General features: G+C 72.4%; 10 protein-coding genes. 7 read left to right on the top strand and 3 right to left on the bottom strand.

Going from position 1 to position 16,804, the window contains the following annotated elements; genetic code table 11:
• The 7 genes from E1267_RS35755 to E1267_RS35725 all read left to right on the top strand — a co-directional run.
• A partial coding sequence (locus tag E1267_RS35755; RefSeq protein WP_246064465.1) for a phosphopantetheine-binding protein occupies positions 1 to 240 on the top strand: 240 nt, incomplete at its 5' end.
• Positions 233 to 3,889, top strand: coding sequence for a non-ribosomal peptide synthetase (locus tag E1267_RS35750; RefSeq protein WP_132339392.1), 3,657 nt, complete (start codon positions 233 to 235; stop codon positions 3,887 to 3,889). The genes E1267_RS35755 and E1267_RS35750, both read left to right, overlap by 8 nt.
• Positions 3,890 to 3,909: 20 nt before the next feature.
• Positions 3,910 to 9,258 carry a non-ribosomal peptide synthetase gene (locus E1267_RS35745; protein ID WP_132339390.1) on the top strand — a complete coding sequence of 1,783 codons (5,349 nt, stop codon included), beginning with the start codon at positions 3,910 to 3,912 and terminating at the stop codon, positions 9,256 to 9,258.
• Between the two features lie 3 nt (positions 9,259 to 9,261).
• Positions 9,262 to 10,089 carry an AzlC family ABC transporter permease gene (locus E1267_RS35740; RefSeq protein WP_132339388.1) on the top strand — a complete coding sequence of 276 codons (828 nt, stop codon included), beginning with the start codon at positions 9,262 to 9,264 and terminating at the stop codon, positions 10,087 to 10,089.
• A complete protein-coding gene (locus E1267_RS35735) occupies positions 10,086 to 10,406 on the top strand; it encodes an AzlD domain-containing protein (RefSeq protein WP_132339386.1) in 321 nt (106 codons plus the stop codon). Before E1267_RS35740 ends, E1267_RS35735 begins: the two co-directional genes overlap by 4 nt.
• 186 nt (positions 10,407 to 10,592) lie before the next feature.
• A complete protein-coding gene (locus E1267_RS35730; protein ID WP_132339384.1) occupies positions 10,593 to 12,140 on the top strand; it encodes an AbgT family transporter in 1,548 nt (515 codons plus the stop codon).
• A gap of 25 nt (positions 12,141 to 12,165) precedes the next feature.
• Positions 12,166 to 13,305 (top strand): M20 family metallopeptidase, encoded by a 1,140-nt coding sequence (locus E1267_RS35725; RefSeq protein ID WP_342774932.1) that lies wholly within the window; start codon positions 12,166 to 12,168, stop codon positions 13,303 to 13,305.
• Between the two features lie 17 nt (positions 13,306 to 13,322).
• On the opposite strand, the gene E1267_RS35720 is transcribed toward E1267_RS35725, so the two are convergent.
• From E1267_RS35720 to E1267_RS44920, 3 genes are all read right to left on the bottom strand, one after another.
• Positions 13,323 to 14,165, bottom strand: coding sequence for an FHA domain-containing protein (locus E1267_RS35720; protein ID WP_220449833.1), 843 nt, complete (start codon positions 14,163 to 14,165; stop codon positions 13,323 to 13,325).
• Positions 14,166 to 14,206: 41 nt separating this feature from the next.
• A complete protein-coding gene (locus E1267_RS35715) occupies positions 14,207 to 15,556 on the bottom strand; it encodes a serine/threonine-protein kinase (RefSeq protein WP_132339382.1) in 1,350 nt (449 codons plus the stop codon).
• Positions 15,557 to 15,705: 149 nt separating this feature from the next.
• On the bottom strand, positions 15,706 to 16,804 hold a 1,099-nt coding region (locus E1267_RS44920; RefSeq protein WP_165959986.1), incomplete at its 5' end, for a hypothetical protein.

Below are 16,804 nucleotides of genomic sequence, written 5' to 3'. Positions count from 1 at the left end.
CCGCCCGCCCCCACGGAGGCCACGGTGGACCTCACCCGGACGCTCGCCGCCGTCTGGGAGTCGGTGCTCGACGTGCCGGTGGGCGACGACGACAACTTCTTCGAGCTCGGCGGCAACTCGCTCCTGGCGATCCGGCTGGCGGCGGCCATGCGCGAACGGGACCTGCCCGCGTTGCCGCTGCGCGAGCTCTATCTCCATCCGACGGTACGCGGCCTTGCGCGGGTGCTCGGCCATGAGTGACGGCACCGGGCTGCTGGACTGGCTCGCCACCGCGGAACCCGCCGGCGCGGAACCCGGCCTCGGCGAGCAGGGGTTCCCCGTCGTGGGTCCCGCCGGCGTCGGGGCGGCGGACGCGCTGGTGGCGTGGGCGGCGCTGCTTTACCACCACACGGGCCGCAGGGACCAGGCCTTCCGCGTCGTCGCCGGCGAGGTGGACGAGGTGGTCCGCTTCACGATCGACCCCGCGGGCACGCTTGCCGCGCTCGCGGAGCAGGTGAAGCGCGCGCTGGCCGCCGCCGAACCGTACGCGCCGGGTCCGGAACCGCTGCCCGTCCTGGCGCGCGGCGACGGGCAGGCGACGGGCCCGCTGGTGCTCGCGCTGGACGGGGGCGGCGCCCGGCTGCGGTACGCCTCCGGCGGGGACGCGGGCATGGCCGCCCGCCACGCGGCCCACCTGGCCGCCGTGCTGGCCACGCCGGCGGACCGCACGATCCGCGAGGTCGATCCGCTGTCCTCCGCCGAGCACGCCCGGCTCGGCCGCTGGAACGACACCGCCACCGGCTACCCGGCGCACCGGCGGATCGAGCACCTGTTCGCCGAACAGGCCGAGCGGGCGCCCGCCCATCCGGCCGTGGTGCACGGGAGCACCATCCTCACGTACGCCGAGCTGGACCGCCGCAGCATGTCGCTCGCGGGCTCGCTGCTCCGGGCGGGGCTGCGTCCCGGCGAGCCGGTCGCGCTGCTGCTGCCGCGTACCCCTGAGCTGGTCGTCTCGGCGCTGGCCGTGCTGAAGGCGGGCGGCTGCTACCTGCCCATCGACCCCTCGACCGGGCAGGAGCGCGCCGCGTTCACGATCGAGGACAGCGGCGCGGAGCTGCTCATCGCCTCGGGACGGCCGCCCGCGACGCCCGCCGGGTCGCGGGTCGTCGACCTCGGCGACCACGACTGGACGAGCGAACCGGAGCCGGTGGGCCCGGCGCCCGGCGACGCGGCCGCACCCGCGTACCTGATGTACACCTCCGGCACCACCGGACGGCCCAAGGGCGTCATGATCCCGCACCGGGGCGTCGTGCGCCTCGTGCGCGGCGTCCCGTACGTCCGCCTGGACGCCACCACCAGGATGGCGCAGGTGGGGGCGACCGGGTTCGACGCCTCCGTCTGGGAGATCTGGGGTGCGCTGCTCAACGGCGGCACCCTGCACGTCCTCGACCGCGAGACGTTCCTCGACCCCGGGGAGCTGCGCCGGGCGCTGGCCGACGCCGCCATCACCACGGCGTTGTTCACGTCGGCGCTGTTCTCCCGGCTGGCGGACGCGGACCCTGCCGTGTTCCGGCCACTGCGTGACCTGCTCGTCGGGGGCGACGTGCTCTCCCCCGAGCACGCGGAGGCCGTGCTGCGCGCCGGTCCCGGGCTGCGGCTGGTGAACGCGTACGGGCCGACGGAGAACGCGGTCATCTCCACCGTGCACACCGTCGCCGGGCCGTTCGGCGCGCGCGTACCCATCGGACGCCCGGTCCCCAACACCACCGCGTACGTGCTCAACCAGGACCGCCTCCCGTTGCCCGCCGGCGTCCCCGGAGACCTGTACGTCGGCGGCGACGGCATGGCGACCGGCTACCACGGGCGTCCGGAACTCACCGAGCGGGCCTTCGTCCGACATGCCGGGCGGCTGCTGTACCGGACGGGCGACCGGGCCCGCCGGCGGCCCGACGGCTCGATCGACTTCCTCGGCCGCGAGGACCGCCAGGTCAAGGTGCGCGGTTTCCGCGTCGAGCCGGGCGAGGTCGAAGCGGCACTGCTGGGCGTGGCGGGCGTCAGCGGAGCGGCGGTGGTGCCGCGCGGGACGCCCGAGCCGCACCTGTGCGCGTACGTCGAAGGCCGCGTCGAGACGGAGCACGTGCGGGCGGAGATCGAGCGAAGGCTGCCCGCTCACCTGGTGCCCGCTCACCTCGTGGTGCTGCCCGAACTGCCGCTGACCGGCAACGGCAAGGTCGATCTGGCCGGGCTGCCCGACCCCGAGGTCGCGACCGGCGGCCGGGCGGCTCGGGACGAGGTGGAGCGCATCCTGGCCGGGATCTGGGAGGACGTGCTCGGCGTGCGCGGGATCGGCGCCGACGATCCGCTCGACCGGCTCGGCGGCAGCTCGCTGACCGCGACCCGGGTGTCCGCGCTCGTACGCCGCCGCTTCGGGGTGGCCTGCCCGGTGTCGGCCGTGTTGTCCGCCCGCACGGTCGCGGAGCTGGCCGACACCGTACGAGCGGCGGACCGTACGCAGGTCACCGGGCCGCGTCCGGGTACGGCCACCGAGCGCACACCGCTGTCGCCCCAGCAGCACGGCGTCCACGTCGAGCAGGTCAAGGACCCGGCCGACACCCAGTACAACCTGCCCGTCGTCGTCGACCTGCCCGGCCCGGTGGATCAGGGGCGCCTGACGGCCGCGCTCGCCACGCTCGTGGAGCGGCACGAGATCCTGCGCGCCGAGATCGCCGTGGACGGCGACGGCCGCCCGTACCAGCGGGTCCGCGAACCGCGGGGCGTCACGATCGACGCGGTGGACCTGCCGCCGGGCGAGGACCCCGACGCGTGGGCGCGGCGCTGGGTCCGCCCGTTCGACCTGGCCAGGGCGCCGCTGTGGCGGGCGGCGCTGGTGCGGCACGACGCCGGGACCCGGCTGGCGCTCGACGTGCACCACCTGCTCACCGACGGCCACGCCCTGACCCTGCTCATGGGCGAATGGGCGGCGCTGGTAAGGGGCGAGCGGCCGCCGGAGGTGGCGGAGCTGCGCTACCGGGACTACGCCCGGTGGGCGGCCGGGCCGGAACGGCGGGCGTTGTCGGACGGCCAGCGGGCCTTCTGGGAGGAGACGTTCGAACGGCCGGTCGTGCCGCTCGACCTGCCCGTCGATGCGCCCGTCGATGCGCCCGTCGATGTGCCCGTCGACCTGACGCGGCCTTCGGTGCGCACGACGGAGGGCGGGCACCTGGCGTTCCGGTTCGGCCCGCGCCGGGCCCAGGCGGTCAGAGAGCTGGCCCGCGCCGAATCCGTGACGCCCTTCCACGTGCTGCTGGCCGCGTACACGGCCTTCCTCGGCCGGGTGAGCGGCAGCGCGGACGTGACGGTCGGCACGGCGGCGTCGGGGCGGCACCTGCCGGGCGTGGACCGGGTGCTGGGCATGTTCGTCAACACGCTCTGCCTGCGGGCGCGGCCCTCGGCCGAGCTGCCGTTCCTCCAGCACCTGCGGGCCGTGGCCGCGCACGCCGTGGCCGCCGTCGACCACCAGGACCACACCCTCGACGTCGCCCGCCATGGGCGGCCGTCCGGACACGGCAGGCATCCCCTTTTCGACACGTTCTTCGCGGTTCAGGACACCGGGCTGCAGCGGGTGGACTTCCTCGGCGGCCGCCCGCGCTGGCGGCCCGACCTCACCGGACGCACGATCTTCGACCTCGACCTGCAGATCGAGGTCGAGCCCGACGACTACGCCGCCCGCTGGGCGTACGCCACCGCGCTGTTCCTGCGTCCGACCGTGGAGTTGTTCCGCGACGAGCTGTTGGCGCTGCTCGACGCCGCGCTCGCCGACCCCGGCACGCCGCTCGGCTCACTCGGTGAGCCGCTCCGGGCCGCCGCCCCCCATGACCTGTCCGAGCTCGCGTTCGACTTCGACTTCTGATCAGGGGTGAGAGGGAGCACATGCAATCCATCGAGAGCCTGGGCAGGCTCAAGGTCGCGGCCGCCCAGCGGCCCCGCGAGGGCGCGTTCTGGCGTACGGAGCTGGCGGCCCTGCCCGAACGCGCCGGCTTCCCCGCCGACCACGTCCCGGCGGGCACCGGCTCTCCCGGTGTCCGCGCGCCGGCCGCCCCGGACGACGACGCCTCGGCCGCCGCCCCAGCCCCTGACGGCCGTGGCTCGGGCGGCGTCGCCGTGGTCGCGCGCGAGCTCGATCCCTCGCTGGCGGGCCGGCTGTTCAAGCTGGCCAGAGGCCGGGACGCCGCCCTGCACGCGGTGCTCGTCGCCGCGGCCGGCGCGCTGCTCCAGCGGTACACGGGTGAGGACGAGGTCGTCCTGGCCGTGCCCGCGCTCCCGGTCGCGGGCGGGCCCCCGCCGCTGGCCGCCACACTGCCGCTGCGGCTGCCCATCGGGGACGACCGTACGCTGCGCAGCCTGCTCGGCGAGGTCGCCACCCGGTTGCGGGCGGCGGTCGAGCACCAGGACTACCCGATCGAACTGCTCGCCCGCGATTCCGGCAGCACGCCGCACGACGGCGACGACCCCTTCGCGGCGGTGCTCGTCGACACAGTGCACGACAACACCGTGCACGACTCGGCCGATCACTCGGCGAACGGCTCACCGCGCGACCCGGCGGAGGGCGGTGGGCGTCCGGGGTTCCCTGTCGTGTTCTCCTTCGCGCGGCAGGCCGGCCGGCTGACGTTGCGGTTGCGGTACCGGCCCGCCGTCCACACCCCCGGCACCGCGCGGCGCCTGCTCGTCCACTGCATGCTGCTGCTCGACCAGGCCGGCGCTCACCCGGACACGGAGCTGGGCGCGCTGGATCTGCGTTCCGTCGCCGACCGCGCGCTGAGCGCCGGGGCGAACGCCACGGACGTCGCCTTCGACGGGCCGGAGAGGCTGGACGAGCTGTTCGACCGCAGGGTGGCGGCGACCCCTGACGCCGTCGCCCTGGTGGGGGACGGTTTCCGGCTCACCTACGCCGAGCTGGGCGCGCGGGTCAACCGTCTGGCGCACACGCTGCGGGCCCGGGGTGTGGGCCGGGACGACCTGGTGGCAGTGCTGGCCGACCGGTCGCCGGAGATGTTCACGGCCATCCACGCCGTGGTGCGGGCGGGCGGCGCGTACCTGCCGATCGATCCGGGCAACCCGCGGGAACGCATCGTGTACCTGCTGCGGGACGGCGGCGCGCGTCTGGTGCTCACCCAGCCGCACCTCGCGGGTGCGATCGCGGGCACGGGGGTGGCGACGCTGGACCTCACGGACGAGGCCGCGTACGCGCCGGACCCCAGCCCGCCGCCCGTGCTCGGGGACGGCGGCGATCTGGCGTACGTCATCTACACGTCCGGTTCGACCGGCGAGCCGAAGGGCGTGCAGATCGAGCACCGGGCGGCCGTCAACCGGATCGCCTGGATGCAGCGGGCGTACCCGATCGACGCCGCCGACGTGATCATGCAGAAGACGCCCACGTCGTTCGACGTGTCGGTGTGGGAGCTGTTCTGGGGTGTGCTGGCGGGCTCCGCGGTGTGCCTGCCCGCGCCCGGCGCGGAGCGCGACCCCGGGGCGCTGGTCGCGGCCGTGCGACGGTACGGCGTCACGACGATGCACTTCGTGCCGCCGATGCTGGACGCGTTCCTCGACTTCGTGTCGGGCGCGCAGGAGGGCCCCGGCCCGCTGCGCCAGGTGTTCGCCAGCGGCGAGGCGCTGGCCCCGCACCACGTGCGGCGTTTCCACGAGGTCATGCCGTCGGCGCGGCTGGTCAACCTGTACGGCCCCACCGAGGCCACGGTGGACGTCACCCACTACCAGTGCCGGGGCGACGAGACCCGGGTGCCGATCGGCTGGCCGGTCGCCAACACCCGCGTCCACGTGCTCGACGCCGGGTTGCGCCCGCAGCCGGTCGGCGTGCCGGGCGAGTTGTGCATCGCCGGGGTGCAGCTGGCCCGCGGCTACCTGGGCAGGCCGGAGCTGACCGCGGAGCGGTTCACGGCCGCGCCGCACGCGGGTGAGGAACGCGTCTACCGTACGGGGGACCGGGCGGTACGGCGGACCGACGGCTCCGTCGAGTTCCTGGGCCGGATGGACCACCAGCTCAAGGTGCGCGGGCACCGCGTCGAGCCGGGCGAGATCGAGGAGCGGCTGCGGCGGCACCCGTCGGTGCGGGACGCCGTGGTCGTGGCCCGCGAGCCTGACGGGCTGCGCGGTTACGTGGTGTCGGCGGCGCCGGTCCCCGAGGACGAGCTGAAGGAGCACCTGCGCCGGTCGCTGCCGGCGTACATGGTGCCCGCCCGGCTGGTGACGCTGGAACGCTGGCCGCTCACCCCGAACGGCAAGCTGGACCGCCGCGCGCTGCCCGAGCCGGCGGAGGGCAGCGTGTACGAGGCGCCGCGCACGCCGGTGGAGGCCGACCTGGCCCGCGTCTGGGCCGAGGTGCTCGGTGCCGAACGGGTCGGCGTGCACGACAACTTCTTCGCGCTCGGCGGCGACTCGATCCGCTTCGTCACCGTGCTGGCCAGGGCCCGCGCGCTCGGCCTGGACTTCACGTTCCGGCAGCTCTTCGAGAACCCGACGGTGGCCCGCCTCGCCGAGGTCGCCGGCGAGAGCACGGGGAGCGGCACGGGGAGCGGCACGGACCGGGAGCTGCGGCCGTTCGAGCTGCTCAGGCCGGAGGACCTGGCCAAGATCCCCGACGGGGTCGTGGACGCGTACCCGATGACGCAGCTCCAGGCGGGGCTCGTCTTCCAGAGCGAGCTGTCGCACGGCACCGTCGAATACCACGACATCATCAGCTACACGATCCAGAGCACGTTCGACGCAGAACGGTTCGAGGAGGCGGCGCGGATCCTCGCCGCCCGCCACCCGATCTTCCGCACCGGCTACCACCTCACCGGCTACACCGAGTCCCTGCAGCTCGTGCACGCGGACGCGCCGAGCCCGCTGACGGTCGCCGACCTGCGCGGCATGACCGAGTCCGAGCAGGAGGCGTGGCACCGCGACTGGCTGGAGCGGGAGAAGGCGCACCGCTTCGTGTGGGCCGAGCCCGGCCTGGTGCGGCTCCACGTGCACGTGCTGGCCGACGACCTGTTCAGGTACACGCTGAGCCAGCACAACTCGGCGCTCGACGGCTGGAGCATCACGCTGGTGCACACCACGCTGTTCGACCTGTACCACCGGCTGCTGGAGGGCCGGCCGCTGCCCGACGCCCCGGCGGGCAACCACGTGCGCGACTACGTGGCGCTGGAGCGGCGCTCGCTCGCGGACCCCGAGCACCGCGCGCACTGGGCGGAAGTGTTGTCGGACGGCGCTTTCACCGAGCTGCCGAGGACGAGGAGCGCGGCGGCGCCGGACGTCTTCCCCGTGGTCTTCCACGAGGTGGAGCTGCCCGCCGGGTTGTCGGACCGGATCGTGGCCCTGGCCGAGCGGTTGTCCGTGCCGGTCAAGAACGTCGCGCTGGCCGCGCATGTGAAGGTGCTCTCGCTGATCAGCGGCGAGCCCGACGTCATCACGGGGTACGAGCACAGCGGCCGCCCGGAGAACGAGGGCGCCACCGAGGCCGTCGGGTTGTTCCTCAACACCGTGCCGTTCCGCGCCCGCATGGAGCCCGGTTCCTGGGCCGGCCTCGTACGCCAGGTCTACCGGTCGGAGGTGGAGCTGCTGCCGTTCCGGCGCTACCCGATGGCGCAGATGAAGCACGACCTGGAGACCCAGGACCCGCTGTTCGAGACGGCCTTCAACTTCACCCACTTCTACCTGCTGCGGCAGTTGGAGGAGCGTGAGGGGTTCGCGCTGCTCGACGTGCGGGCCAACTCGGAGACCGAGTTCGTGGTGCGGGCCGAGTTCTCCCGGCACTTCGCCACCGACGAGGTACGCCTGAGCCTGCACTACCACGCCCACCTCTTCGAGCCCTGGCAGGTGGCCAGGATGGGCGCGTACTACCGGGCGGCGTTCGAGGCGATGACCGCCGACCCCGACGCCCCGCACCATCTCGCCGACCTGCTGCCGGGCGAGGAGAGCGCGGCGCTGGACGCGGCCGAGGAGTCGGAGGACCTGCCCGCCGAGGTGGCGGGGCTCCTGCCCGGCCCCGCCCGCCTGCGGTTCGTGGACGCGCACGGCCTGCGGGTGCCGTTCGCCACCCCGGGCAGGGCCGTCCTCGTCGCGGCAGGCGACGAGAGCGTCACGGTCGGCACGGGGCTGCACGGCCGCCGCCTGCCCGGCCGCGTCGAGCTGGTGCCCGAGCCGGAGCGCAGGCGCTTCCGCCGCTCCGGCGGCCGGAGCGTCCCCCGCTCGGGCGGCCGTCCCGAGGGCGCTCTGCAGCAGCGCATCGCCAAGGCGTGGGCCGGCGTGCTCGACGTGCCGGCGGAGTCCATCACGCTCGGCGACAACTTCTTCGAGCTGGGCGGCGGCTCACTGTCGGCGATGCGGGTGGTCATGGAGATGGGCGGCCTGGTGACGCTCACCGACCTGATGCGCAACTCGACGTTCGGGCCGCTGTGCGCGGTGGCCGAGGCCAACCTCGAGGCGCAGGCCGAGCGGGACGCCCCGCCCCGGCCCCGCCGCCTGCTCAGGCCGCTGACGGACGATCCCGGCCGGGCCGCGTGTGCGCTGGTCTGCTTCCCGTACGCCGGCGGCGACGCCGCCAACTTCGAGCCGCTGGCCACCGCGCTCGCCGAGGGCGGCGTCGCCGTCTACGGCGTCGACCTGCCGGGCCACGACGCCGGGCGGCCGGACGAGCCGTTCGTGTCCGTACGCGAGGCGGCCCGGCTGGTGGCGGACGAGGTCCGCGCCACCGTCGGCCTGCCCGTGCTGCTGTGGGGCCACTGCGTCGGCTCGGCGCTCGCGATCGAGACGGCCCGCCTGATGGAGGCGGCCGGCGACCCGCCGCGGCACGTCGTCGTCGCGGGCAAGCTGCTGCACGACGCCGGCACCACCCGCGAGTCCGTCCGGCAGGCGGAGGCGATGACCGACGACGAGGTCGTGGCCTGGCTGGCCGACGTCACGGGGCTCACCGGGCTCGACGCGCTCGACCCCGCCCAGGCGGCGTTCGTGGCGGGAGTGTTCCGGCACGACTCGCGCGCCGCCAACACGTACCTGCTCGAACAGCAGGGCGCGGCCCCGCTCGGCGTGCCGCTCACCACCGTGTACGCCGCCGACGATCCCCTCACCCCCGGGTACGCCCGGCGGCACACGGAGTGGTCCCGCTTCGCCGCCACGATCCGGCTCGCCGAGATCGGCCCGGCCGGCCACTACTTCTGCCGCACGGCGCCCGACGCCGTGGCCGCCCTGGTGCGCACGCTATGGAAGGAAGGGCTCTAGAACATGTCCGCCACCGACCCGCCACCCGAGCCGCCACCCGGGCCGCCACCCGGGCCGCCACCCGGGGCGCCATCCGGGGCGCCACCCGGGGCGCCGCCACCCACCCCGCGCCAGGTGTTCCTGGCCGGGGTCAGGAGCACGATGCCCTTCCTCGCCTCCGCGATCCCGATGGGCATCGCGGGCGGCGTGCTGGGGTTGTCGAGCGGGTTGTCGGAGTTCGCCACCTTGGGGCTGGCGATGGCGGTGAACTCCGGCACCGCGCAGTTCGTCGGCTTCGCCCTGATCGCTGACGGCGCGAGCTGGCCCGCGATCATCCTGACCACGCTCATCCTGGGCCTGCGGATGTTGTTGTACAGCACGATCCTCATCCCGTACGTCAAGGAGGTGCCGCAGCGCTGGCGGGTGGTGCTCGGGTTCGGGCTGATCGACGAGGTGTTCTTCGTGGCGATCGACCGTCTGCGCAACGGCAGGCTCACCCACCACAAGCACCTGTTCTTCCTGGGGGCGTCGGGGCTGCTGTACGTCACCTGGATGACGTGCACGGTGATCGGCATGTCGCTCGGGTCGGCCGTGCCCGACGTGGAGAAGCTCGGCCTGGACTTCCCGGTGACCGCCATGTTCATCGCCATGCTCGCGATCGGGCTGACGAACTGGCGGGTCGCGGCGGCCATCGGCTCGGCCGGTGTGACGGTGATGCTGGCGCACGGCCTGCCGTACAACCTCGGGGTGGTGCTGGCCGCGATCGTCGGGGCCGCGGTCGGCGCGGGGTGCGAGCTGGCGACGCGGAAGAACGCGCCGAAGGCGAGCAAGGAGAAGGAGAACGTGGCATGAGCATGCTGCTGCTGATCATCGGTATGGGGTTGTGCAGTTTCCTGCCCCGCTATCTGCCGCTGGCGGTGCTCGCCGGCCGGGAGATGCCCGCGGTGGTGGAGATGCTGCTGAAGTACACGCCGCCGGCGGTGCTGGCCGCGCTGGTCTTCCCGGCCGTTCTCACACCGTCGGGAAAGGGCATCGAGCTGACGCTGGCCAATCCGTATCTCATCGGCGGCGCGATCACTTTCGCGGCAGGCATGATCTCTAAGAGATTTCTGCTCTCCACGTCGATCGGTATCGCCGCTTTCTATGTGAGCAGGTGGCTGATCGGTTGAAAAGTGAACCGTATTTGCAGTGCATTTCTTCACGCTTATTTTTGGAACGATACAAACACCACTGACGTGCGGCGATGCAATTGACTCTCACCAAGACCATTTGTCTCTGATACAGTCATGGAGGCGCTTCGGTACGACTGCTTACCGCTTGCGCATCCGTTACGAGTGCGGTTAATATCTGGCTTCATGTCCACCCCCCTGACCGTGGAAAAAGAATCGCGCATGATGAGCGCGACCCTGCGCGTTCTGAATGGGATTGAGCGCGCCGGAAACAAGCTCCCCCATCCGTTCTGGCTCTTCGTCTTCCTGAGCGCCTTCCTCATGGCGCTCAGCTGGCTCCTGGCCACCCTGAACGTCTCGGCGGTCAACCCCGCCGACAACAAGACCGTTGTCGCCCAGAACCTGCTGTCGGCCGACGGCCTCGCGGTCATGCTCGGCGACGCCATCGACAACTTCGCCACCTTCCCGGCGCTGGGCACGGTGCTCGCCGTCATGCTCGGCGTCGCGGTGGCCGACAAGTCGGGGCTGCTGGCCGCGGTGCTGCGGCGGGGCATCTCCCGCGTGCCCGCGCGCTGGGTGACCTTCGCCCTCGCCTTCACCGGCATGATCTCCCACGCTGCCGCCGACTCGGCGTACATCGTGCTGATCCCGCTGGGCGGCCTCGCCTTCTACGCGGTGGGCCGCAACCCGATCATCGGCGTGATCGTGGCGTACGTCTCGGTGGCGGCCGGCTTCGACGCCAGCCCCGTGGTCACCCCGACCGACGTCATCCTGGGCGGCATCACCACCGAGGCCGCGCACACCATCGACCAGAGCGTCAACGTCACGCCGCTCGCCAACTACTTCTTCTCACTCGCCTCGTCGTTCGTGCTCGCCGGCATCATCACGCTGGTGACGGAGACCCTGCTCACCAAGCGGGCCAAGAGCATGCCGATCGACGACGACGCCGACGTCGGCGACCTGGGCGACCTCAAGCTGTCCGACGTGGAGCGGCGCGGCCTGCGCTGGTCCGGCATCGCGCTGCTGGTGATCGCCGCGCTGGTCGCGCTGGCCATCATCCCGTCGGGCTCGCCGCTGCGCGACGAGAACGGCGACCTCGACTTCGGCCCGCTGCTGGGCGCGATCGCGCTGCTGATCGGCGTCGCGTTCTGCGTCGTCGGCATCGTCTACGGCCGCATCGTCGGCACCATCAAGAAGAGCAGCGACGTGCCCGACTTCATGGCGCACGGCATGCGGGAGATGGCCCCGGTCATCGTGTTGTTCTTCGCCATCTCGCAGTTCCTGGCCTACTTCTCGTGGACCAACATCGGCACGATCATCGCGATCAAGGGCGCCGAAGTGCTCAAGGCGGCCGGCATCACCGGCCCCGTCGTGTTCATCGGCATCCTGCTCATCGTCACGGTCATCAACCTGCTGATCACCAGCGGCTCCGCCCAGTGGGCGCTGGTCGGCCCGGTGTTCGTGCCGATGCTGATGCTGCTCGACATCCCGGCGGAGACCACCCAGGCGCTCTACCGCATCGCCGACTCCTGCACCAACGCGCTGTCGCCGATGAGCCCCTACTTCGTGCTGGTGCTCGGGTTCGTCCAGCGCTACCGAAAGTCGTCCGGCATCGGCACCCTGATGGCCCTCGTGCTGCCTCTGTGCCTGGTCATGCTCGTCACCTGGACGCTGCTGTTCCTGCTGTGGTGGGCCCTCGGCATTCCCCTCGGACCGGGCGTACCCGTCCGGTAACTCCCTCTAGATTAAGGAACCATCAGTGACACCGGCTCCCGTGTGGACCCACCAGGCCCTTCCCGCCATGCTCGGCGACCTGCGCAGGCTCGTCGAGCTGGAGAGCCCGAGCGACGACAAGGCACTGCTCGACCGGGCGCTCGACGACATCGGCGACTGGGCCGCCGACCGCATCGGGAAGCCGGACCTGCTCCAGCGTCACGACGGCGGGCGCCACGGCGACGTGCTGGAGCTGACCTACCACGGCACGGCCCCCGGCTACGTCCTGCTGGTCGGCCACTACGACACCGTCTGGCCGGCCGGCACCCTCGCCGGCTGGCCATGGCGGGTCAGCGACGGCGTCATCAGCGCGCCCGGCGTCTTCGACATGAAAACCGGCCTGGTCCAGGCCGTGTGGGCAGTGCGCGGGCTGCGCGAGCTCGGCCTCCCGCACCCCTCGGTCCGCCTGCTGTTCAACGGCGACGAGGAGATCGGCAGCCCGGCCTCCCGCGAACGGATCGAGGCGGCCAGCGAGGGCGCGCTGGCCACCTTGGTCTTCGAGGGCGCGATCGACGGGGCGGTGAAGACCTCCCGCAAGGGGGTGGGCATCTTCCATGTGACCGCCACCGGCATCGAAGCGCACGCCGGGCTCGACCCCACGGCCGGCGCCAGCGCCGTGCACGCGCTGGCCGCGCTGATCCTCGACATCGCCGCGATGGGCGCGCCCGAGCGCGGCACCACCATCAACGTCGGCGTCGTCGAGGGCGGCACCGGCACCAACGTCACCGCCGGGCGCGCCACGTGCGGCATCGACGTACGTGTCTCCCATCCCGACGAGATGGCCCGCGTGGACGCGGCGCTCGCCGCGCTGCGCTCCCCCGACCCGCGCGTGTCCATCGAACTGGGCGGCGGCTGGAACCGGCCTCCCATGACGCCCAACCCCGCCTCGGAGGACCTGTTCGCGAGGGCCTGCAAGGCCGCCATCGAGCAGGGCCTCGACCTGCGTGAGGCGGGGGTGGGCGGCGCCAGCGACGCCAACTTCGTCTCCGCGCTCGGCCGGCCCGTGCTCGACGGGCTCGGCCCCGTCGGGGCCGGCTCACACTCCCGCTCCGAGCACGCCATCGTCGACCACATCCCGGAACGCACCGCCCTCACCATGGGCATCATCACCGGCTACACCGGCTGAGCAGGCGTCGGGTCCGGCTACGCGGGTGGAGCGTCCGTCGGGTCGGGCCCGTCGAGGAGGGCGAGGTCGGCCGGCCCGATCGTGGACTTCGCCAGCAACTCCGTGATCAGGTTGTGGTTGAGCGCGTTGCCCAGCGGCGGCGGGATCTCCTCCTCCCGCAGCCCCGCCACCTTGGTGCTGAGCCGCTTGCGCGTCTGGTTGACGATGTGGGCGGCACGCTTGCCCGTCCAGCCCTGGCCGGGATGGATGCGGTGGAGCTCGTCGGCGACCTGAGCCCAGGTCAGCGGCTGCGGCCAGGGCTCGGGCCGCAGATAACGCTGGGCGAGGCAGACCAGCACCAGGCGCTCCGCCTCGCTCAGCTCCCACCCGGGCGGGTTGCAGGTGTCGGCGTCATGGCGGTTGTCCTGGTCCGCTTCGGATCTTCCCCTCACGATCCGCACCTCGAGCAGGTGGTCCTGCTCGGGGGCGACGATGAACAGCGGCGTGTGCGCCTCCGGCAACCTCGTCCGGTGGCCGGTGAGCACCAGCCGCGAGCCCGGCAGCCGGATGGGCAGCCTGCCGAGGTTGTACAACGTCCAGGCGGAGTCCTCGCGGGTGATGTATCCGTGCCGACGACTGACGTGCGGGTCGTTCGGGCCGACGCAGATGTGCACGTCCGGCTCGCACCGCCCGAACACCACGTCGAACCCGGCGTCCGGCGCGACGCGCATCCCTCCGCCGGCCCCCCGTACGAACAGCGTGCCCGGCTGCGCCGGAGGCAGTTCGTCGGCGAAGTTCCCGAGTTCCTTCGGCAGGATGTCCACCTTGGTCTGCGGTCCGCGCATCGTCCACGCCATGCCGTCGATCCTCTCTCCATGCACTCGATCACGGTAACCGCCGCTTCTCGGGAGGGGTCCCGGCCTCAGGAGGTCGTGGCCGGGTTGACCGTGTAGTGCACGATCACACCCGCCCCCTCGGGCACCTCGACGAGCTTGTCCACGAGTTTGCCGCCGAAGTCCACCACCCTGAGCTCGATCAGGCTCGCGTTGTCCCGCTCCCAGCAGTACAGATGCGTCTCGTCGTACCAGCCGAGCACCGTGTCGCAGCCGGAGGAGAACGCGCGGACCTGCCTGCCGGTGGCGGACTCCCAGAGGCAGTGGTCGTCGTCGTGGCCGCTCGGGCAGTCGGTCACGAACGTCGAGCCCGAGGGGGAGAAGATCTGCGCCTCGTCGAACGGCGGCGTCCCGACGTCCGGCACGTCGCGCACGGTCCTGACCCGGAAGCTGGTGCCCGCCTCCCTGTTGGTGAGCAGGACGGAGCTGTAGTCGTCGTCGGTGTAGAGCTTTGGCCTCTCCGCGAGATAGCGGCCGTCGGGGGAGACGAGCGTCTTGGTGTTGCCGGGATACTTCTCGAACGTGCCGTCCAGCGACAGCCTGGCGTAGTCGACGTAGGTGTCGGCCTTCTTGTCCTGCACCTCGTACGCCGTCAGCCTGATCGGGTCGGAGGGGCTCTCGTAGAGCGTCATCCGGCCGCCGGGTGGCTCCGTCCTCACGGGTTCCGGCGTGCCCGACGGGGCCGGCGTCGCGGGCCGGGCGGCGACGGGGCTCGGCTCGTCCATGGCCCTGCCCACGGCCACCCCGGCCGCGCCCGACACCAGGACGAGCGCGACGGCGGCGGCGACCATGCCCGTGACGGGCCGGCGCGTGCGTTCGGCAGGTCGTACGGGCTCGGGGGCGTCCTCCTCGGGCGGTTCCCAGGTCTCCTCCCTCAGCGGGTCGGCTCCGGCCTGCGGCCTGCGCAGCAGCCGCATGATCACCTGCTGGGCCGTCAGCCGCTCAGCCGGGTCCTTGGCCAGGCACCGCTCCGCCACCTCGCGCAGCGGCCCGTCGAGCGTCCCCAGGTCGGGTGGCTCGTTGAGCACCCGGTCGGTCACCGCGTGGTGCCCGTCATGGCCGAACGGCGCCCGCCCGCAGGACGCGAAGACGATCGTGGCCGCCAGCGCGGCGCCGGTGAGCGGCCCCTCGTCCCGGACGACCTGCTCCAGAGAGGGGCCTTCGACGTACTGGCTGACGATGTACGGCCGGTCGTGCGCGACGCCCGTGTCGAGCACGACCGCGGTGCAGAAGGGCGCCACCTCCTTGGCGACCTGCGCCTCGCGCAGGAAGCGCTGGACGCGTCGCTCGTCGTCCGCCTGGTCCGCGCGCAGCCATTTGACGGCCACGTGAGCGCCCGCGGGTGTGCTCGCGAGGTAGAACGCCCTGTCCGCCCTCACCCAGCCTGCCGAGAAGCTCCAGGCCGCCCAGCTCCGGAGGATCGCCGGGCACGAGCGGTGTGAAGGATGGCATGGCGTCATTGTGTGTTCATGCCCTGGATCTACGACAACCCCGGCGGCGGTTGTGTTAGTGCTCCGTGACGATGGGTTCAGGAGGAGAGGTTGACCTCGTACCCGGGAGAGAGGTCGACGTCCTTCGGGACGTCCATCAGCTTGCGCACCAGCTTGCCGTCCAGGGTCACGACCCGGATCTCGTCCCCGGCGCCGTTGTCCTGCTCCCAGCAGAACAGATGCGTCTCGTCGAACCAGCCGAGCACCTTGTCGCAGTCGGAGGAGAACGAGCGCACCCGCTTGCCGGTCGCGGTGTCCCAGAGGCAGTGGTCGTCGTCACCGCCGGGGCAGTCGGTCACGAAGGTCCTGCCCGAGGGTGAGAACTGGTGGTCGGTGCCGCTGTCCAGCGCCCCCACGCCCGGCACGTCGCCCGTGGGCCGCCCGGCGGCGTCGTAGAAGCGCAGCCCCTTGATCTTCTCGTGGAAGAAGACCACGCCCTCTCCCGCGGCGTCCCAGCCGAAGTCGCCTTCGCCGAGCGTGGCGTCGTCCACGTCGACCACGCTCGCCTTGCTCCTGGCCAGGTCGGCCCGGTCCACGTGGATGATGGCGAAGCCGGTGGTGATCCAGTCTTTCTTGCCGTTGACCGGCTTGCTCACGTTGAGCAGGATCTTCGTGCTGTCCTTGGAGAACCCCTCGATGGTGCTGCTCAGAGGTTCGCGCACGGTCTTGACCCGGAAGCTGACCCCGGTCTCGCTGTTGGTGATGAGCACGGAGTCGTAGCCGTCGGAGGTGTAGTCCGTCTGCCTGATCACGTGATAGCGGCCGTCGGGAGAGACCCGCCACTTGAGGATGCCGGTGCGCTTGTCGAACGTGCCCTGCCGCAGGTTCCTGGCGTAGTCGGTGTCCTCGTGGGTCTTGTTGTCCTCGATGCTGTACGACATCAGCCTGATCGGGTCGGTGGGGCGTTCGTGCAGCGTGACCCCTTCGGCGAGCTCGGTGTCGACGGGCTCGGCCGTGCGACCCGGCGCGGAGGCCGCCGCCTTCGACGGCGCGGACGGCTGGGCCGCGGTGCCATTCGGCGCCAGCAGACCCGAGGCGGCGATCCCGCCGACCGTCAGGAGCAGCGCCGTCGCCAGCGCCGCGCCGACGACGACGGCCCTGCGCCGCCGCTCCCGCGCGCGGACCGGTGGGGACGCC

The organism is Nonomuraea longispora, assembly GCF_004348345.1.
GTDB lineage: Bacteria > Actinomycetota > Actinomycetes > Streptosporangiales > Streptosporangiaceae > Nonomuraea > Nonomuraea longispora.
Note: the sequence above shows the minus strand (reverse complement) of the source record. Positions and strands in the feature narration are given on the sequence as shown.